This window comes from Vibrio sp. 1167, from assembly GCF_033340375.1.
GTDB lineage: Bacteria > Pseudomonadota > Gammaproteobacteria > Enterobacterales > Vibrionaceae > Vibrio > Vibrio alginolyticus.
The window spans coordinates 1-19,202 of record NZ_JAWOWK010000023.1 but is presented as its reverse complement, the minus strand read 5'-3'; the positions used below and the strand labels follow the sequence as shown (position 1 = coordinate 19,202).

Below are 19,202 nucleotides of genomic sequence, written 5' to 3'. Positions count from 1 at the left end.
TCATAAAAATCACTGTTAAGTAAGGCAGAACTCAAGGAAGTTTGCGTAGTTACTGGTATCATAAGGCCAATTTTTCGAACTCAAGAAACCCGTAATGAACGAACAAGAACAACTATTCCTGAAAGAGCTGGAAAGCAAGCTCTGGACAGCCGCAGACAAACTCCGTGCGTCACTCGATGCCTCTCAATACAAACATGTGGTGCTTGGCTTAATATTCGTTAAATACGTGTCTGACGCCTTCACGCTGCGCCAAGAAGAGCTAAAACAAGACTTTGCCAACCCTGACCACGAGTATTTCCTCGATCCTGAAGGTTACACGGCTGAAGAGCTTGAACAAGAAATCGCGATTGAGCTGGAACAGCGCGATTACTACAAAGAGAAAAACGTGTTTTGGTTACCAACAGAGTCTCGTTGGAAGTTCCTGCAAGACAATGGGCCGATGGTCATTGGCGCTGCCGATTTGGTTATTGATGGTAAGACGAAGAAAATTACTTCTGTTGGTCACCTGATTGATAACGCTTTGGAAGGTATTGAGCGCGACAACCAGAAGCTAAAAGGTGTACTCAACAAGCACTACGCATCGCTAAAAATTGATCAGGCAAAACTGAATGAGCTGATTAACCTAATCGCGACCATCCCCTTCAATCATAAGTCGCTTAACAGCAAGGATATTCTTGGTCACATTTACGAATACTTCTTAGGCCAATTTGCGCTTGCTGAAGGTAAGAAAGGCGGCCAGTTCTACACGCCTGCATCAATCGTTTCGCTGATTGTTGAGATGATTGAGCCGTTTGAAGGCCGTGTGTATGACCCAGCAATGGGTTCGGGCGGTTTCTTTGTGCAATCAGAGAAGTTTATTGAGCGCCGTGCTAACCAAAAAGAGATTGATCCGCTAACGCAAAAACAAAGAATCTCGATTTACGGTCAGGAATACAACTACACCACATGGCAGCTTGCTGCGATGAATATGGCAATCCGTGGGTTGGATTACGATTTTGGTAAGGAGCCTTCCAGTACCTATACCAACGACCAACACCCTGATTTACGAGCTGACTTCATCATGGCTAACCCGCCTTTCAACATGAAAGAGTGGAACACAGGTGTCGATGATAACGATCCACGTTGGGTATACGGCACACCACCATCAGGGAACGCCAACTTTGCTTGGATGCAGCATATGCTTTACCACCTTGCACCAGATGGTTCTCAAGCCTTGTTACTTGCTAATGGTTCGATGAGTTCAACCACCAACAACGAAGGCGAAATTCGTGCGGCCTTGGTCGAGAACGATTTGGTCGAGTGTATGGTGGCGCTTCCGGGGCAACTTTTCACCAACACGCAGATCCCTGCTTGTATCTGGTTCTTAACCAAAAACAAAAAAGCTCGTACCGATAAATCGGGTCGAAAACTGCGTGATCGTAAAGGAGAAGTACTGTTTATTGATGCTCGCAATCTTGGCTATATGAAAGACCGTGTACTACGTGATTTTACTGGTGATGATATTCAGAAAGTCGCTGACCTTTACCACGCTTGGAAAATAGGTGAAGAAGTTAATGGCGTAGCATATGAAGACCAAGCAGGCTTCTGCAAATCATCAACTTTGGAAGAGATCAAGAAACACGATTTTGTGTTGACTCCGGGGCGTTACGTTGGCGCAGCAGAAGAACTGGACGATGGTGTTCCATTTGGTGATAAGATGGCAACGCTAACCGCCAAGTTGAGCGAGCAGTTTGCTGAATCGGCAACGCTAGAAGCAGAGATCAAGAAGAACCTAGCGGGGTTGGGTTATGAGCTTTGATTCCGACTTAATGCAAATTCAAGACATATGCGAAAAAGTGTGCTCAGGAGGTACTCCAAGTACAAGAAATAAAGAGTTTTATATCGATGGGACAATACCTTGGATTAAAACTAAGGAAGTGAATAACTGTAAGATTTTTTCAGCGGAGACTCATATTACAGAAGAGGCCCTTGCAAAGTCCTCAGCTAAACTAATTCCGGAAAATTCAGTAATCATAGCTATGTATGGTAATGGTGACACGGCAGGTAGGGTTGCAATAAACAAAATACCAGTGGCAACTAATCAAGCCTGTTGTAATTTAATTGTTGAACCGACGAAAGCTGATTATCGTTTTGTTTTTTACTACCTCCGTACTCAATATCAAAAGTTAGTTGATCTGAAAAATGGTGGAGCGCAGCAAAACTTGAACGCTAAGCTCTTAAAAGAATACCCATTCCCCAATGTTTCTAGAGCAAAGCAAACTGATATTGCAGACTTTTTGGAGCAACTTGACGACAAAATAGCTTTAAATATACAAACCAACCAAACCCTAGAACAAATGGCACAAGCCATCTTCAAGTCATGGTTTGTCGATTTCGACCCCGTAAAAGCCAAGATGAATGGTGAACAACCGGAGGGCATGGATGCGGCTACTGCCTCGCTATTCCCCGAAAAGCTCGTTGAGTCTGAGCTTGGTTTGATACCTGAAGGCTGGGATGTTGGCACTTTGAGCGACGTAGCAAAATACTGTTCAGCAAGAACAAAAACCGACACGATTACACTTGAAAATTATATCTCGACAGAGAATATGCTCGCTGAAAAGAAAGGTGTAACCGCTGCATCTAAGCTTCCAACAGCTAAAACGGTCGCAGCATATAAGTCGGGAGACATCTTAGTTTCAAACATCCGCCCTTACTTTAAGAAGATCTGGTTGGCTGAAGGAAGTGGTGGTCGATCCAATGATGTTCTTGGTTTTGAATCAGTTAGTGCAAACACTGAGTCATATCTGATGAACGTGCTCTATCAAGATACATTCTTCGAGTACATGACTAGAACCTCGAAAGGCGCAAAAATGCCGCGTGGTGATAAGACTGCAATCATGAACTGGGAAATGGCAGTACCACCAGTTGAGCTATGTGAGGCTTTCTCCGCTATCTTCGATAAGTTTTATCAGTTGATTCCTCAAAATAGAGCACAGAATGCAACTTTGGAATGGTTACGCGACACGCTACTTCCTAAGCTGTTATCTGGTGAACTTTCCTTAACCGATTCTTTAGAGGTTACAAATGTCTAGTTGGGCCGAAAAATTAGAAAATCATCCTTTACATGAGACTCTTATTCAACTTCTCAATTGGGTGCAGGTTGAAGTTGATGAGATTACTGATGATATCTCCGAAGTAAGGCGTTTCGAAAATATTATTAGACGAGTTCAAGCCAATTTACAAAGCATCGATGCAGAGCTGGTAGCTTTTGGAGAGTTAGATGCTTTCAATAACGCGCTTAGACATCAAAATGTATGGCAACAAGTAAATAGCTTCAGCCAAAATGGAAATGCGGCACATATTCGTAATGCGAATAACCATCTGACTAATGCTCTTAATGGTAAGCAATGGCTTGTTGCACCTTCAATCGTGGGAGAACAGGTTGAGCAGCAGCATTTACGAGAAGCATATGATGACCTTGCAGATAAGTTTCAGCTTCTAAAGGAAAAGTTCGGTAATTTAGAAAAAGAAAAGTCTGATCTAGAGATAACGATTGAAAATCGAAGACAAGAAGTTGATCAACAGATATCGCAATGGCAACAGCAGTTTTCTGAAGCACAAGAGAAACGTTCAAATAACTATCAAGATTGGAAGAGTAATTTAGAGAAGAATGTCAGCGAATCAAATAAAGAGCTAATTAATAAAACAGAGTCAAAACTTGAGAAGTTAGAATCAGATACAAGTGTATTTTTGTCACGTTTATCCGAGCAGTCAGAGCAGAAACACAACCGGATACAAGAGTTATATGAACTGGCTTCTGGTGACAGTATTTCTGGGGGGTATGCACAAACTGCCAAGGTAAGGGAAAGCCAACCGTTGATACCGCTGAAGCTTTCGCTGTCTTCATGGAAAAAATAGACGTAATTCGCGGTATGTTTGCCACGCCTGTTGATGGTGACATCTTCAACTATCGTCCGGATTTTGAAACCAAACCGCTGCAACTGCTTCCGGGAGCCGTGAACCATATCTCAGGTCTCTCACACCGCAACAGCAAAGGCGAAGAAGTTCGTGATGGCAAACGCCGTTTCCTTGATGTCATGGCTGCGTTGATGAAAGCCTTCTCATTGTGTAATACCTTGGATGAGGTTGATGGTTATAAAAGTGAAACCGCCTTTTACGGAGCGATCAAGACCGCCTTCTTAAAACACTCAACAGTTGATAAAAAGCGTAGTGATGAATTACGTAATTCTGCTTTGCGCCAGATCTTGAATAACGCGGTGGTTGCCGATGGAGTGGATGATATCTTTAAAACGGTTGGTTTAGATAAACCGAATATTGGCTTGCTCTCTCCTGAGTTTTTGGAAGATGTCGCCAATATGAAAGAGAAGAATTTAGCCGTAGAACTGCTAGAAAAGCTGTTGCGCGACGAAGTGAAAGCAAGAATGAAAAACGATGTTGTGCAGGAAAAGAAATATTCCGACCGTATTATGTCGACTTTGCAGAAATATCATAATCGCAACATTGAAACCGCACAGGTAATTGAAGAGCTGATCCAGTGGGCCAAAGAGATGCAAGCTGACGCTGAGATGATGGAAAAGCTGGGGCTTTCCACTGATGAAATTGCGTTTTACCGTGCATTGGTCACCAACGAGGCTTCCGTGCGAACGTTAGGCGATGACAACCTTCGTCAACTCGCCATTGAACTCACTCACCAACTGCGTAAATCCGCTACGGTAGACTGGCAAAAACGTGAGAGTGTCCGTGCTCGTATGCGCAACCTTGTACGTCGTTTACTGCGTCGCTGGAAATACCCGCCTGATGCGGCAGAGGAGGCGATTAAGCTAGTTCTCGATCAAGCTGAAGTGCTGGCTGATGGATGGTATGCAGCATAATTTTAATATAGGCAAGAGGTGAAACCTCGCCTTTTGCATATTTATTTATCATTGACTTCCACTTTAGTGGGAGTATCGGTTCAGTCAGAATACATTAAGTAATGAATAGAGAGTTTTTTAGACTATCGGCTCTAACTGATTTTTGTCCAAAAACGAGTTTGAAAGCGTTGGTTGGGGCTGTGATGAAGAAACCAGTATGATACTTTAAAATTCAGTGGTAGCCCGATTCAGACTTGGTTGTAGAAATTAGTATGAATCTTTATTTTTGATCATGTCTAAGATTAAACGGTTCGATCAGGGTTGCTTGACTGTTTAGTATGAATCTTTATTCCTCTCCTACACCACCAAGTTCATTTTTAACCAGCCAACTCTTGTTGTTCAGCAGAGAAACATAAACACTCGAACATGCCCACGTTCTATCACTACTTCTTCTTTCGTAATACTCCGTTGCAAGCTCACACCTATAAAGCTCAGTAAGCTCAAAGCTGTCAAACTCCAATGTAATGCCTTCCGATTTCAACAATCTATGACCGTCAACATCCTCAATCAAAATTGCCCAAAACTCTCTCATTTGTAACTAATAAGCTAACTGCTTATTCCTAATGAATTAATAAAGATCCAAAACAACATCGTTGCAGATTCAGTGGTAGTGTCACTTAAACTCAAGTACATAACTGTAATCACTGCAATTGATGTAGTCATACCGCAATGATTCAATCATACCTCGCTCACTTTCCTAAACGGACATCAGGTACACTTAACATTGTTAAGTTAAGAAAAATAGAAAAGTATTTTATTGTTTATTTTATAACCCTATGATCTTACCTCTGTTTACCTTTAGAGACTTATGATCACCTCTAAGATCTTATATATACCTATAAGGGGCGAGAAATTCCCACAAGGTTATGATTATTAATAGTTTTTTTGTATTGCTGCGTATTTCTTTTTGGTGTTTCTGTATTTGCTTTTGTGCGGAATGATCATTTTTTTGTGTTGAACGATCATTTTTTTGTGATAGGTAGATTTAATTTTGTGATCTTTCGACTTTTTTTTGTGGCTACTTGAATTTATTTTTGTGGCAAATCACAGGTTAATAACAGCTTGTGCACAGGTTGTTTTATATGGTCATGAGGAACAAGGTTCACTTAAAGCATACATATATTTGTACATCTTAACTTTTTTTTGTGGTTGAGCACTTAAAATTTGTGAAGTTATGCTGGTTTTTGGGGAAAGTTGAATTTGTTTTTGTGCTAATTGTATTTCTTTTTGTGGTAATTGAACTGAGTTTTGTGGTTGTGTACTTTGTTTTGTGGTTGTGTACTTTTTTTTGTGGTGGGTCTATTCAGAGAGTTCATTTACAACTTGAGGTTTAGGAAATCCCAAGGCAAATGGTATAATGCATTAAAACGTTTAAAATCAATGTTTTATATGCATTATTGCATAGGGGGATATGTTCTTTAGGAGAATGCTACTACTAACAACTCGTGACATTCCTCCCATTGTAAACTGAGTTTTGTGCTAGTTTTTACTTAGCCTTGTGCTAGTATGAACTGAGTTTTGTGTCTATTGGACCGAGTGTTGTGGTGAAACAACAAATTTAAGTACACGTATGACGGAAATGAATATAGAGCTGGTTACTGAAGACCACTTAGATTATCACTTTAAAACGCATGGGTTAATTTATGCGTCAACTAGTCTTACATGCCGAATGATGGACATGTTCGCATTAATGCTAACCCATATGAAAGAAAGTGATTGGAACAAGAATAACGATCAACATTTTGTTCCTGAATACAGATTCAACACGAGTCAGTTAACTCAATGGTTTGATATTGATGTTAAGTACCTGGCTACAACCCTGAAGAAACCCGCTAAGTCTCTTGGCGAGAAACAAATAGGGATTGAAGATGACAAGGGGTCGTTCGCGTACTATCCGCTTTTAGCTAAAGTCACTTATGCTGATGGAACGCTTACAATTAAACCTAACGGCGAACTTAGACAGCTATACATCATCAACTCCCACAAAAACGGTCACGCCAAAATTGATAACAAGATATTTAAGAAGCTTACAAACCCTAACACCAAAAGAGTTTTTGAGTTTTTGTGCCGTTACCGTTCCAATCAGACTGAAATGTATTTCATTTCGGTGGATAAGCTTCAGGTACTATTTGGTGTTAAAACCGACAAGGGCAAAGTGCTCAAGAAAACATACATGAGGCATAGTGCCTTTATTGGTCGGATTATTGCCCCTGCACTTGCGGATATTGCTACGAATCCAATCGCTAAAGATAAGTTAGAAATCATCACTAAGGACGGACTACAAGGGTATGAGGTTGAGCCAACCAGTGATGGCGGTTGTAAAATTCGATTCTTGGTCAAGTGGAAGAACCAACTCAGCATTAAGGAAGCTGAAGCTTGTTACAGCAAAATATCTTCTTTGATGAAACAGAAGCAAGACATTGAATCTGAAGGTGGTGATGTTTTACCAACACTGCGTGAGATTCATAGTTTGTTTTTACGACTTGGCAATGAAGGACATGCTGAAGTTCTGGAAGCTGAAATAAATAAACTTGTTGAGAGCAATAGGATTCCAGATGAACCTAATGAAGAAGAACTGAAGCTGGCTGAAAAACGCCGTGAGGTAGACAACCTGTTTGAACAAATGTTCTTAAAAAAATGACTTAGCCAAACCAAGCAAGGCTCCCCTACCTTGCTTGGTTGATAAACTTTTCATAGTCACTATGCTGGCTGAAGATATGTATGCTTTCACCGGTCTTTACCAACCTTTCGTACTTGCCCAAGCTCAGAGTTTTATAGCCGTACCGACTTGATACACGAAACCTTACTGCTCCTTCGCTCAGCATTCTTAGTGCTTTCTCTGTTTTCTTTCTAAGTTTTTCGGGTGCGTTCTTAGGATAAATAATGTTCATGCCGGTCAAATCCTCTGTTTAATTTCATAACCTTATAGCTTCAAAGTATCACCCCATTAAATCTTTCCTAAATCCATAATCTATATGAGATAAGAAAATAGCTTATTACTTATTGTTTTTGATTCTGGCAAGAAAATGAACCAAAAAATACAAAATGAACTTGTTAAAGGTTCAATTTGCATGTAGTCTGGTTTTAACTTAAAGGACATACCCAACAGGATTAATAACGAATGAACTTCAAAGAAAAAGCTACCGACCTGGGAACCAGAATGTTTCATGAAAACGTATCGCTTAAAGAAGAACTGTTAGAACAGTCAGCGATTCGTTTTAAAGATGACCTTTTGGAAAATGGTGTAACGCGCCTAGTCCATAACCATGCTGTCAACAAAACTACTCTAGGAGTCGATATTCTTGGTTTATCGAAAAACACGTATAACAAACGAATCGCACAGTTGATTGAAGAAGGTGTTATTGATGAACCCTACTTCTACAATAGAAGCCACATGTTTACACTAGAGCAAGTGCATGCCGTAATGAACCACTTTGGCTTTGAAAAGTTCTCTGATAATCATGATTCAACAGTTGTGTTAGTCAGCAACTACAAAGGTGGTACGGGTAAAACCACGACGAACACATCACTTGCTGTTAAAACGGCGCTAGACCTCAATCTGAATGCTCGTGTTCTTATTATTGACCTCGATCCTCAAGGCAGTGCGCGAGGTATCATTAACGTAGAGGATGAGAGTGAGGAAGTTTTCATCACACTATCTGACTTGCTTCGCTCACTATTTAAAGAGTTTGATTCTCAAGAGTTTGTAAATGAAGCAACTGAATTCCAAGAAGCAGGACATAGCTTTGAGGATGTAGTTCTAGCGGCACCATTCTCGACACATTTACCAAACCTCGATGTCATGACAGCTTTCCCAACGGACGAGCAGTTTACAAAACTTTACTGGTCACTGGACAAAGAAAAGCGTGTTGAATTGCTAACAGCGTTTGCCAACAAAGTTGTGCCAATTCTGAAATCACAATACGACATCATCTATTTAGACCTACCACCTCAAAATAGCCCTATTACTTGGTCAGCTATTGAAGCTGCCGATATGATCCTTTCTCCCGTAACGCCAAGAACTTACGACTACGTTAGTACAATGTCTTACCTTCTAACTATGTCTGAGCAATTAGAGGATTTGCCATCTCAAGGTGACAACGTGAAGTGGTTCAAAATCTTGCCGGTAAACTACAACGAGGCGAATAAGCAAGAGCGTAAGACTTATGATCGACTTCTAAGAACGGTGGGTAGCGATATGATCACTAAGGCGATTAAGCATAGCCCGTTCTTCCATGAAGCTGCTGACAAGAATCGTACTATCTATGACATCATTCGTTCTGAAAGTACATGTACTGATATTCAATACTATGATGCAATCAATTCTGTGAACGAGGTATACAATACGTTTATCTCCGATTTGAAAGCGTTAACAAGTAAGAACAATAAGTAGGTAAATCAATGATGAAAAAAGGCAAGAGCTTGTTGACTGGCAGCGCCAAGTCACGCACTAGTAGCCTAACCAGCTCTCAGACTCGAACATATTTAAATGGGGCGGTAACGGCTAAGCGTGTTGTCATCCCTGCATCTGAAGTTGAGTCCAAAACAGATATTCACCCTCTCAACCCACGTAACCAGGAAGCACTTACGTTAGACGCTGTCAGAGACATTTTTCCGTCTATCTGTGAGAACGGCGTTAACCAGGAGGGTGTTGCTGTTAGATGCCCTACCACTGGCAAGCTATTGCTTCTAGATGCAAGTCGTCGTCGTTTTTCGTGTATCAATGGTGGTGTTGATTTACCACTGTGGGAGTTACAGGAAGATGTTAGGGACGATCAAATGCTTGGTATCATCAATGATAGCCAAGAGGTTAAGCGTTGGTCTTACCCTGAACATGCAAGGTATCTTTTGACCATAGCGGAACGTAAAGGTATTGATGTTGAAAATACTAAGGTTGAAGACTTAGCAGCAGCACTTTCAATCGGTAGGGAGTCACTACGTAAGCGACTCGAAGCGAATAATGTTGAGCTTTCAATGCGCAAAGTATTTGTGGATTTTGAGGGTATACCAAATAGTTTCTACAGCAAGCTTGCTAAATACCAAAGAGCACTAATTAAAGCGGGTAAAGAAATTGACAAATCAATGGCAGAGTTCAAAAAGAACCTGACTGATTTAAGCTATGACGTTTCTGAAAGCCAAAGGGAAACCTTAGATCTACTAGAATCGTTCGTCGTAGAAAATACTACCGGTAAGCCTAAAAAAGCTACATGGGAGACAAATAAGCTGGCTGAGTTTGAGGACAAAAACGCTTACGCAAAAGTAAGTCGCAGTGCTGATAGAAACATGGTGAAATTCGAGTTCTCTCGCATTGGTTCTGAAAAGATGAACAAGATTGATGCATACATCAAACGTGTTTTATCTGGTGATGAGTAAAAACAACCTTTCATCACAGTGATACTTGAGGCTATATATAACAAGGGGTTGGGCGATTATTTTAAGTAAAACAATGGGGGTTGTCACAGCAAAACAATGGGGGTTGTCACAGCAATAGTGTTGACGGATAGGTGATTAGCTTAGAGCAAGTGAAAGACCAAATCCCGTAACAACAAACGCGACAATAATCCCTACCTCCAACATTATGCTATTGATAATCGCTGACCAAGTAATCGCTTGTTTAAATACTCTGTTCAGCATCAGTTTATAAAGGAATAGGTAGAGCCAAGCTAATAGCAGATATATTGAGAGTGAAAGTAGCACCCAATGAATTGCATTCGTAATAACACCCACTCTGAATATTTCTATGAGCAGTATGGCAAGGAAGCCAAAGATTAAGCCAAATGGAAATTTCAACAATCCCCGACTCGCAACTACTTTGATTCGGGTTGTCCATGACGCTTTAGGTAGCAGGTAGCAAACGGAAGCGAAAGCGGGTATGGCTCCGAAAAAAATAAAGTAGAAAAACCACTCCATCCTATGCCTTTTTCTTTGGAACTAAAACGTTAATGATAGTCTGGATATAGTTAGCAACCAAATCAATGCGAACACTATGAGAGCAACGTTATACAAAAACTCAGGCTTGGAGCAGCAAGTAGAACGATTTACAGATGAGTGTGACCTTGAGCTTGCACTTGAAAATGTTATGGGGCGATTTCCAAAAGCAAAATTGATTGTCGATGGGAATCATTTTAAATGGGTTCAGGTGGGAGATAACCGCATTTTGATTAGTCGGTAACAATTGAAATGAAAAGGCTCTTGAAGGTGCGAACTTCAAGAGCCGGATGGTTAAACCATCGAGCCAGAACTATTAATGGGATTAGTAATAATGGCTGAGAAAATAATAACAGCTTTTCAAACCGGAAAGCCAGTCAAAATTGAGAGCATGAGTTGGGCTGACTTTCTTTCTATGCTTGACCAAATAGGAAGTTCACATCAAACAACACTACGGGAGCAATAAGCCGATGCAAGAAAGAATCACTAAGTTTCTAAGTGTCTATGCGATGACTGGTTTAATTGGGGTTGCCTTCTTTGAACCGACACTCAAACACTATGCATCAATTATACTCAACATTACTGGCTAGACGTACTGGTAAAAACAATAAGGGCAAGCTGAAATTGGCTTGCCCTTTCTTTATCTTAACTTTGTTAAGGTGACTTCCCTACTCCACCTCTCCGATAATCTCTGACATTGCATCATGAGGAATAATGTCAACTGCTTCATAGTGAACCTGATTTCCATAGCATGAGCGAACAAACGCAGCAGGAGCCATTCTGTACCCCAATCGGGACAGAATGAAAGAATAAAAGCTTAACTGCAATTGATCTGAAAATGTTGGGGATGCATGGGACTTGGTATCTACGAGAAAGTACGTTCCATCGTACTGATACATCTGGTCTATGCGTCCATATAGATTTAAGTCTCTGAACAAGCACGCAATGTTTTCTTCAGACTTTGCCAAGGTAGCCAAGCGCACAACAGAGGGCATGTTTTCATTGGTTAGCCAAGAATCTACGTTTTGTGGTTGTGGAACTGACTGAAGTTGATATTTGCTTACGGCAATATGGTGAGCGTAATGCTCAATAATGCCCTTAATTCGTGGTGAGATAGAACGGTGCGTACCCCAAGTTACGAATTGACTAGCAGAAAATGGATAAGTCGTTGTTGCAGTACGCATATCACTCTCTTGGATTTAGGAAACTTATACCGCCAATGTACCATTTAGAAGTGATTTCCAAAGTTTAGAGGTCTATGAAAATATGGTTGTTCTAAGAAAAATAGGTGGTATCTCGCCTTGCTTTTGGAGTGTATGAAAACATGCTTAAACGTTGGTTCAAGAAGCTAGTTTGGCAAGCTGATAAGCAAGCATTTGTAGACTCAAAGCGCGAGATGTATGGTTTAAGTAACCTCGATGACGATGCCATAGGATATCCTCCAAATCCAATAGGCATTCCGGTGGTTCAGCCTCATGTGTTACTTGAGCGTATGCAGGGGCAAATTAACGCGATCAGAAACGAAATCGGCGTTAGTAAAGAAGTCTTTAACGAATATATCTATCCGGTATTTGAAAGCTTCATTCGTTATGCAGACTTACTTCCCGCTTCGGAGTACAAACATCACGCCACTGGCGGCGGTTTAGTCTCGCATTCACTAGACGTTGCGCACCGTTCTATGAGAGCTGCGCAGATGACACATTTTCCAGTTACCGTTGGTAGTTTGACTGAAACACAGCAAAGTAATATCCAGTGGCGCACAGGGACAATACTTGCGGGGCTTTTGCATGATGCCGGTAAGATACTAGCAGATGTACAAGTTCACGATGGTAATGCGAAAACTTCAGAACGAGTTATTTGGGATGCTCAAAGCGGTACGACGATCCATGCTTGGGCTGCTGAACATCAGATAGAACGGTACTTCATTACATGGAACCGCGATAGGCATATGAAGCATCAAAATGCTTCATTGGTGATGATGGAGCGTTTGATTCCTGCCAAAACGTGGTCATGGTTAGAGAAGTGCTATGACGGTAAGCATATTCACTCAATGATGTTGGCAAGTGTCGGCAAAACAAACATGTCTCATCCGATGCCGCAAATTATTGCCGAAGCGGATAGCGCCTCCACGAAAGCTGATATGTTCTCTCGCAACTCTCACATTACAAAAGAGATCAAGCGAGTCCCGCTTTCAGAATTACTTTGCGACCTGATTCGTCATTACATCCTCATTGGAAAATGGAAGGTAAATGAGAAGTCGGCGTACCTGTGGTTTGTTGAAGAACAATTGTATGTAATTTGGAATAACGCTGTCCATGAATTGGTCGAAGAAATGGTAAATGCAGGGTATAACATTCCGTCCGTCCCTGAAGTTCTAGCCCGAATCATGGTTGAAGAAGGACAAGTTACGAGTAATGGTGATGAACTGTATTTTGACATCTACCCTGAAATACTCGGTGATGCTAAGAAACCGGTGAAGGTTAAGGGTCTGAAGTTTCGTAATGTCCAACGTTTAGTTCTTGAGCCGGAAAAGCTCTACTCACTCAAGGAACACTCAAAGCGCCCGAAAGTAGCGAAGCCTGTACAAGAAAAGGTTGATGAGCCACAACCAAAAGAGCAAGTTGTACCGGATAGCGAGATTATTGAAGAAATATTTGATGAGCCAACTGATTACACTGTTAGTGGCAATATGCATAAACAAAAGACGCATGAAACCAGTAAAGAAACATTGGGGCGTGTGCTCAAAAATATTAGTAAATCTCTCACTCTAAAGGCTGTTGAAAGAAAACCGTCAGCACCGGTATCGAAACAGAAGCATGATGCACCAAAGGAAATTGAAGTTCCGAGTTATACCAAACAACACGAATCTGAATTTGTAGATGCAGATAGTTCAAGTAATACACCGGATGAAGCGACCGATAATGTGTCAACTGAACACTCCGAGTTAAACGAACAACCTGAACTATCCACTAACGAGAGTCCATCTATCGTTAGTTTTACTACTCCAATAGCCCAATTCATTGCCAAGCACTACGACTATGAAGTTCAAGAACAGCGTATTCAAGTTCCAAATGACGCAGTGATGGATATTGTCATGAAAGCAGAGTTAGAGCTTAAAAATGTCTCGATGCTTGATCTGTTTGATTCACCGGAGATTGTAATCAATGACTGATAGTACGAACCCGACCAAATACAACTTCCCTTACAGAACGAACTACGAAGCTTACTTGATCGCTACGTGGCTGATTGCCGCAATGGTTCTATTTTGTCTGCCTTATGTTTTTGAAGTACCCAAGCAAACGTATTGGTATGCGGCACTTGCTTGTATTGTCATTGGTGTTGTCACCGGTCATAAAGCTTTCGAAATTCATATTAGAAAGAAAAGACTAAAAGGGTATCCATTGGAGTTTATAGATCCAAGTAGCACTAAAACACTGAAGATGTTTGGTATAGATGGAGAGGTGATCGAGCGTGTCCAACGAAACAGTAAAAAATAGCTTATTCCTGGGGTGGGGATCTTCTGTAGGTTACAACGAGGCTCAATTAATCTACGACATTACCAAACGTGAAATGGATGACATCATTGGTAAGCAAAATGTCACGGAAGGAAGTGGATATATACATGGTATCTTGGAAAAAGAAGAAGATATCCGATTTATGTTCAAGTGGGCTGATTTACACACTCTTATCACGGGAGCTTCTGGCTCTGGTAAAACCCGCTTCTTCGATCTTGTCCTTACTCAGCTTATCTTGAGGAAAGAATGCTGTATTTTTCTAGATCCGAAGGGTGATAAGGACATTAGAGCTATTGCTGAACGAACATGTGCAGCGATGGGGGAGCCTGATAGATACCTCATGTGGCATCCTGCCTATCCAAGAGACACAATTAGGCTTAACCCTCTAAAGAATTTTTCTCGTTCTTCTGAGTTGGCTGCAAGGGTAACAGCACTTATACCGGAAGATGGAGACTCATTCTATCGAGATATTGCCAACACCGTATTGCAGTATTTGATCGACGCCATGCACTTAATTAACGAACAAGTTACGCTCACGGCAATTCGTTACTACTACGAACACTTTGGCTTGCTTATTGAAAAGGCGGTAGTTGCGTGGTGTGAAGCTAATCGAGTCGATTGGAAAGATAAGCTTTACTCGAAATTGGAATCGTCAACGAACGAAGAAGTGAGAGCGTTACTTTGTGTTGATTACTACCGAAACAGAGTTGCTTCCAAGTTCACAAATGCAACCATTGAATCAATGGCGAGTATGTACATCGACAAGCGAAGAACGTTGGAGCAATCAACGGGCAACCTGTTGGCTAACCTTTCTAAAGTCACTAATGGTGAGCTGGCAGAAATGCTATCTCCAACCAACCTAGATGATTCTCGCGGAGTATTCGACATGAAAAATATCATCGCTGACAACAAGGTGCTGATCATTGGTACGGATTCACTTTCGGATAGATTGGTTTCGAGCGCAATAGGGAAAATGATTCTTGCTGATGCGGCTGCTGTAGCTTCGGATCGCTACAACTACGGTGATGAAGATGACAAAGTCATTAATCTATTTGTAGATGAAGCGAGTGAAATGCTGTGTGAACCGTTAATACAAATGGTCAACAAAGCTCGTGGCGCAAGGTTCCGTTTATGGATAGCGACACAGACTGTCTCTGATTTTGAAGCTGAATTGGGTAGTAAGGCAAAGGCTGATCAAATAATTGCATCAACGAATAATTTCATAAGCTTTCGATGTGCTGACGTTCCTACTCAAGAGCGAGTCTTAGCACAGGTTCCAAAAACAAGAGTTCGATATGTGATGCGAACACAGGGCTTTAATGCTTCCAACGATGAGTTGGATGGGTTAGGAGCGAACATTGGTGAGCGTTTAATGGAAGAAGAAGCTGACATGTTTCCAATGCAACTAATGGGACAGCTCCCTAACTTGGAGTATGTTGCCTCGTTTGTTGGGGGGAACCTCAAAAAAGGTCGTGTACCTATTCTAGCGAAACCAAGGAAGTAATATGGCAAAGGACAAGAAAGATACAGGGCTTATTATTACGCTAATTTTTACTCTGGTAATGCCGATATTATTAATTGCGACACTCTTTTTACCTTCTGTTGTTGAGTCCAGTATGCAGCAAGAGTTGGAAAATATGTCTCTTTTTGTCGGTACTGATGAGGCAATTGAAATTTATGAATCTGTGTCATATCTGTCGGACTCGCTACTAGTGGATTCGGGCTTTATACAATGGTGCCGAGAAGTGCTGCTGCCAGTCGAGTATTTGAAAGGACAAGATATCAATGACAGGCTGTTCTTCAATACTGGATTTTGGAAAAGTGTAGATCAGGCTATTTGGGGCTTGGCGCTCAACTTGGATTTCGTTCTACTCAGACTGTGGGGGTTGAAAATCTGGATCGCGGCAATGATTGTCTTTACCGTTGCATCAATGATGAGTGGATATTGGATACGAGAGATTAAGAAGCATGGCTTTGAATACTCATCACCAATGAGGCATGGCATTAGTAGGCGAGTTCTGTACTCATTACCGCTGGTTGCACTGTTCTACATTACAGTTCCCCTGGCACTTCCAGTTTATTTTGTACCGATAGCTTGCGCTGTCTACTCAATGTCGGTCATGACAATTGTAGCGAACACAATCAAGCGAGTGTAGCAGTAGTTAATTAAGGGGTCGGAGAGTGTAAGTTTGATGCCTCCGATCCCCTGTTTTCCCTATGCTTTATTCAATATTCAACTCTTAGTCTATTCTTGATCTGTAGAGTACCGCTTTTCGAAGTGTAGATGGCGTGGAAATGAAGTGACTAGCTCTACTCACTCCACACATGAGGGGCATACTCTTACAATGTGCAATTCCGCCGAATAGGCGGCGTGTGGCTTCATGGCTTAGTTGCTTGCAGCGCTAGGAGTCACATTATGTGATCTGTCAGAACCTCCGCCGAATAGGCGGCTAAACCACTGCCGAATAGGTAGCTGACAATAGTAAAACACGATCACATGTTCCAACTACTGCCGAATAGGCAGAGAAACAATAGAAGCCCGTCTATTATTGGCGGGCTTTCTATATCTAAATCTACTTTTTCGCTTTCCCATAAAGCTAACAACACCAATATCCTGATCACTGATTTCTTTCCTTATTGCTGTTAGCGTGTGTGTTTAATCTATTCAGAGGCAAAAATACATGAGTTGTCGGTGGACAACAAAGATCGAAACTCTGACGATAAAGTTCGCCACTTTTACATTAAAGATTGAAACTTTATAAGGAGCAGTGCTTACAGGATAAGCACTGCTCCTTATAAAGGATATTTAATCTCAGAATCGTTTTTGGACAAAAGTTGGTTACAGTCTTTGCTAAATTAGCATTTGATGGATAACTAGATATATTGCAAAACCTCTTATCGATTGGTCAAATCAACTCATTCACTACATATTAGAGTGAAAAATATCATGTCCAGTTTTTCTCTGGGTCATTACATATGTTACAACCAACTTAATTAATCTAGTCACGTTTAAAGTGATTGATCGGTATTGCTAGCCAAACAGAAATAAACAATGGAACACCTCCAATAGTTATCAAGGAGACTTGCGTTGTGCTCTCAATTTCAAAAACAACCATAGCTTTTATTACTAAAGTCGATAGTGCGAATAGATGCAAACATAAACTAAAGCAAAATGCAATTTGTACTCTCAATCTAGCTTTAGTGTTTATTTTTTTAATGAGAGAAGTGGTATGCAAGTTTATTAATACTAAAGAGAAAGTGTATGCTAACATCCAAAATATCATTGTAAATCCCTAACGGTTAGCAAACCTCGACGTAACAGTTCCTCTCGGGCTTTCTTAACTTCTGTATCTGTCATCATTTTCATTACGCTTGCTAAAACAGTAACAATTACTGCGCTTCTTCCGATATTCGATATAGTAGTCTGTGAAACACTTATACCCGTTTTCTTTGATGCTAGGGTTAAAGACTGCTTTGCTATCCCGCCACCTGACGCCTCGATTGCATGATTTCCTATTCCTACTGTTACTAAAGAAAAGATTGAACTAGCAAGAAATGCAACTTCTAGTTTTGGTTCTACTGTGAAAAACCACGTGCCTATTAACTCACTAACTAGTTTGTTTGATTCAAAATAATTTCGCAACTCACCATCAGATAAACACCATTTGTTCCAAGCAGGATTTGCGAGGTTTTGGGCGAGAAGAGTTTGTATAGCACCAAAAAACTTAACGTTTCCCAGAGCTTTAGCTTGCGGTAAAACATTTCTTTTTTCTGTATGGTTGAGCTGCCGATAAAGTAAAACTCCACTTAGTACTGGTAATATGCAGTCTTTATTTTTCCGTATAAACGGTATGTGTGCTTGAAGATTCATTAAATTTGCAAGGTAGACGACAGGCTCTTGTACTGCGTTTTCAAGCTTATAGTTTCTAGTTTTAATCACTCCCACGTATAACTCCTTTATTATTAATTATAGCGATAAATAGCACGTTACAACAATTGCAACATGGCAACAGTGCATGTGTAAAATGTCAATTGCAAACATGTAAAAGCACTTGGTTTTACTTTTTAACATAACATTAGATGGTTCATCTTGAATATGTTAAGTGAATCAGTATTTATCGAGTACAAAAAATAACAAGACACTCACATCGCAAAAGGTTTTTATGGTGAATTATGTAAATAAATTATATAGAGAGCTAACTAAACATTGACTCTTGTAAATGATTAAACAATTAATATCATTAATAGACATTAACTAGTGTATCTCGTACCCTCTTGTGCTTTGCAGTTAGTATGACCCCAAAGAACTAGACATTGCACAGATAAGAAGAATTTGGGCAAAATCATCAGTGGCGGGCTAGTTCGTTTAAGGGGGTAAACACGAAAGGGGCAAAAGCTTGCTACAGCAAAAGACAAACTATGACAAAAAGCGTCGAAAAGTTTCGAACTTTATTGTTACTTCTTGCTTTGAGTTGGCCTATTGAGTGAAATTGAGTTTTGATCTTTATTGTCAGTTCTTTGCTATAGTGTCACGTAGCAATCTGCCCCGCGTAACAGAAAAGTTTCAATCTTTGTTGTTCAGCGACATGAGTAATAAGGCTATTAAGCTTAATGAAGCCAATCAAAGGTTGACAGAGCTAATTAATGAGTTGCAGGAGCGTGAGCGTGAATATGACAAAGCTCTTGAGCATTCTGCAAACTATTTAGGTAACGATGAGCGTATAGAGCAGGGTAGGGACGCAAGGGCTCAGGCTTTATTAGAGAGCGTTTCAGTAAGTGTTCACCAAGCCCCTATTGACAGAAAAAGTGTGACACTCAGCACTTGATCCATTCTTGGCTATTGAGTGAT

The 19,202-nt window shown here is 40.8% G+C and carries 14 protein-coding genes and 1 pseudogene; 13 read left to right on the top strand and 2 right to left on the bottom strand.

The features are described 5' to 3' along the window. Nucleotides 1–94: 94 nt before the first annotated feature. The 8 genes and pseudogenes from R7Z78_RS23430 (at nt 95) to R7Z78_RS23395 (ending at nt 11,082) form a co-directional block, all read left to right on the top strand. Nucleotides 95–1,798, top strand: a complete 1,704-nt coding sequence (locus tag R7Z78_RS23430; protein WP_169643928.1) for a type I restriction-modification system subunit M — start codon at nt 95–97, stop codon at nt 1,796–1,798. After that, on the top strand, nt 1,788–3,071 hold the full coding sequence (locus R7Z78_RS23425; protein ID WP_169643926.1) for a restriction endonuclease subunit S: 1,284 nt from the start codon (nt 1,788–1,790) through the stop codon (nt 3,069–3,071). Before R7Z78_RS23430 ends, R7Z78_RS23425 begins: the two co-directional genes overlap by 11 nt. Next, entirely contained in the window at nt 3,064–3,897 is an 834-nt protein-coding gene (locus R7Z78_RS23420) for a hypothetical protein (RefSeq protein ID WP_169643924.1), read from the top strand. The genes R7Z78_RS23425 and R7Z78_RS23420 overlap by 8 nt, the downstream gene beginning before the upstream one ends. Continuing rightward, nucleotides 3,825–4,871, top strand: a pseudogene (locus R7Z78_RS23415) (DUF3387 domain-containing protein); the annotation flags it as partial. The gene R7Z78_RS23420 and the pseudogene R7Z78_RS23415, both read left to right, overlap by 73 nt. A gap of 1,609 nt (nt 4,872–6,480) precedes the next feature. Then, nucleotides 6,481–7,551, top strand: coding sequence for a replication initiation protein (locus R7Z78_RS23410; RefSeq protein ID WP_140301970.1), 1,071 nt, complete (start codon nt 6,481–6,483; stop codon nt 7,549–7,551). A gap of 519 nt (nt 7,552–8,070) precedes the next feature. Beyond that, on the top strand, nt 8,071–9,303 hold the full coding sequence (locus R7Z78_RS23405) for a ParA family protein (protein ID WP_158297105.1): 1,233 nt from the start codon (nt 8,071–8,073) through the stop codon (nt 9,301–9,303). Between the two features lie 8 nt (nt 9,304–9,311). After that, on the top strand, nt 9,312–10,283 hold the full coding sequence (locus R7Z78_RS23400) for a ParB family protein (protein ID WP_140134535.1): 972 nt from the start codon (nt 9,312–9,314) through the stop codon (nt 10,281–10,283). A 613-nt stretch (nt 10,284–10,896) separates the two neighbouring features. Further along, nucleotides 10,897–11,082 carry a hypothetical protein gene (locus tag R7Z78_RS23395; protein WP_118121315.1) on the top strand — a complete coding sequence of 62 codons (186 nt, stop codon included), beginning with the start codon at nt 10,897–10,899 and terminating at the stop codon, nt 11,080–11,082. A gap of 424 nt (nt 11,083–11,506) precedes the next feature. On the opposite strand, the gene R7Z78_RS23390 is transcribed toward R7Z78_RS23395, so the two are convergent. Then, entirely contained in the window at nt 11,507–12,022 is a 516-nt protein-coding gene (locus R7Z78_RS23390) for a hypothetical protein (protein WP_140134533.1), read from the bottom strand. 140 nt (nt 12,023–12,162) lie between these two features. Here R7Z78_RS23390 and mobH point away from each other — a divergent pair, with 140 nt between their 5' ends. From mobH to R7Z78_RS23370, 4 genes are read left to right on the top strand one after another with little or no spacing between them, the layout of a single operon-like run. Beyond that, nucleotides 12,163–14,010, top strand: coding sequence for a MobH family relaxase (gene mobH, locus R7Z78_RS23385; RefSeq protein WP_169643922.1), 1,848 nt, complete (start codon nt 12,163–12,165; stop codon nt 14,008–14,010). Beyond that, nucleotides 14,003–14,335 (top strand): hypothetical protein, encoded by a 333-nt coding sequence (locus tag R7Z78_RS23380; protein ID WP_140134529.1) that lies wholly within the window; start codon nt 14,003–14,005, stop codon nt 14,333–14,335. Before mobH ends, R7Z78_RS23380 begins: the two co-directional genes overlap by 8 nt. Continuing rightward, the gene (gene traD / locus R7Z78_RS23375; protein WP_025624834.1) at nt 14,310–15,857 is read left to right on the top strand and encodes a conjugative transfer system coupling protein TraD; all 1,548 of its coding nucleotides are present in this window, start codon (nt 14,310–14,312) and stop codon (nt 15,855–15,857) included. Before R7Z78_RS23380 ends, traD begins: the two co-directional genes overlap by 26 nt. Before the next feature lies 1 nt (nt 15,858). Next, nucleotides 15,859–16,509 (top strand): DUF4400 domain-containing protein, encoded by a 651-nt coding sequence (locus R7Z78_RS23370; protein WP_140134527.1) that lies wholly within the window; start codon nt 15,859–15,861, stop codon nt 16,507–16,509. A gap of 1,124 nt (nt 16,510–17,633) precedes the next feature. Here the strand turns inward: R7Z78_RS23370 and R7Z78_RS23365 are convergent. Next, on the bottom strand, nt 17,634–18,299 hold the full coding sequence (locus R7Z78_RS23365) for a hypothetical protein (RefSeq protein ID WP_053349478.1): 666 nt from the start codon (nt 18,297–18,299) through the stop codon (nt 17,634–17,636). A 544-nt stretch (nt 18,300–18,843) separates the two neighbouring features. Between R7Z78_RS23365 and R7Z78_RS23360 the strand changes: the two genes are divergently transcribed. Next, on the top strand, nt 18,844–19,179 hold the full coding sequence (locus R7Z78_RS23360) for a hypothetical protein (protein ID WP_140302014.1): 336 nt from the start codon (nt 18,844–18,846) through the stop codon (nt 19,177–19,179). Nucleotides 19,180–19,202: the final 23 nt, after the last annotated feature.

Excerpts from the sequence above, each read along its gene's own strand:
- R7Z78_RS23395 (WP_118121315.1), top strand. The coding sequence starts at position 10,897 with ATGAGAGCAACGTTATACAAAAACTCAGGCTTGGAGCAGCAAGTAGAA.
- R7Z78_RS23405 (WP_158297105.1), top strand. The coding sequence starts at position 8,071 with ATGTTTCATGAAAACGTATCGCTTAAAGAAGAACTGTTAGAACAGTCA.
- R7Z78_RS23400 (WP_140134535.1), top strand. The coding sequence starts at position 9,312 with ATGATGAAAAAAGGCAAGAGCTTGTTGACTGGCAGCGCCAAGTCACGC.
- R7Z78_RS23430 (WP_169643928.1), top strand. The coding sequence starts at position 95 with ATGAACGAACAAGAACAACTATTCCTGAAAGAGCTGGAAAGCAAGCTC.
- R7Z78_RS23370 (WP_140134527.1), top strand. The coding sequence starts at position 15,859 with ATGGCAAAGGACAAGAAAGATACAGGGCTTATTATTACGCTAATTTTT.
- R7Z78_RS23425 (WP_169643926.1), top strand. The coding sequence starts at position 1,788 with ATGAGCTTTGATTCCGACTTAATGCAAATTCAAGACATATGCGAAAAA.
- R7Z78_RS23390 (WP_140134533.1), bottom strand. The coding sequence starts at position 12,022 with ATGCGTACTGCAACAACGACTTATCCATTTTCTGCTAGTCAATTCGTA.
- R7Z78_RS23410 (WP_140301970.1), top strand. The coding sequence starts at position 6,481 with ATGACGGAAATGAATATAGAGCTGGTTACTGAAGACCACTTAGATTAT.
- R7Z78_RS23420 (WP_169643924.1), top strand. The coding sequence starts at position 3,064 with ATGTCTAGTTGGGCCGAAAAATTAGAAAATCATCCTTTACATGAGACT.
- mobH (WP_169643922.1), top strand. The coding sequence starts at position 12,163 with ATGCTTAAACGTTGGTTCAAGAAGCTAGTTTGGCAAGCTGATAAGCAA.
- R7Z78_RS23380 (WP_140134529.1), top strand. The coding sequence starts at position 14,003 with ATGACTGATAGTACGAACCCGACCAAATACAACTTCCCTTACAGAACG.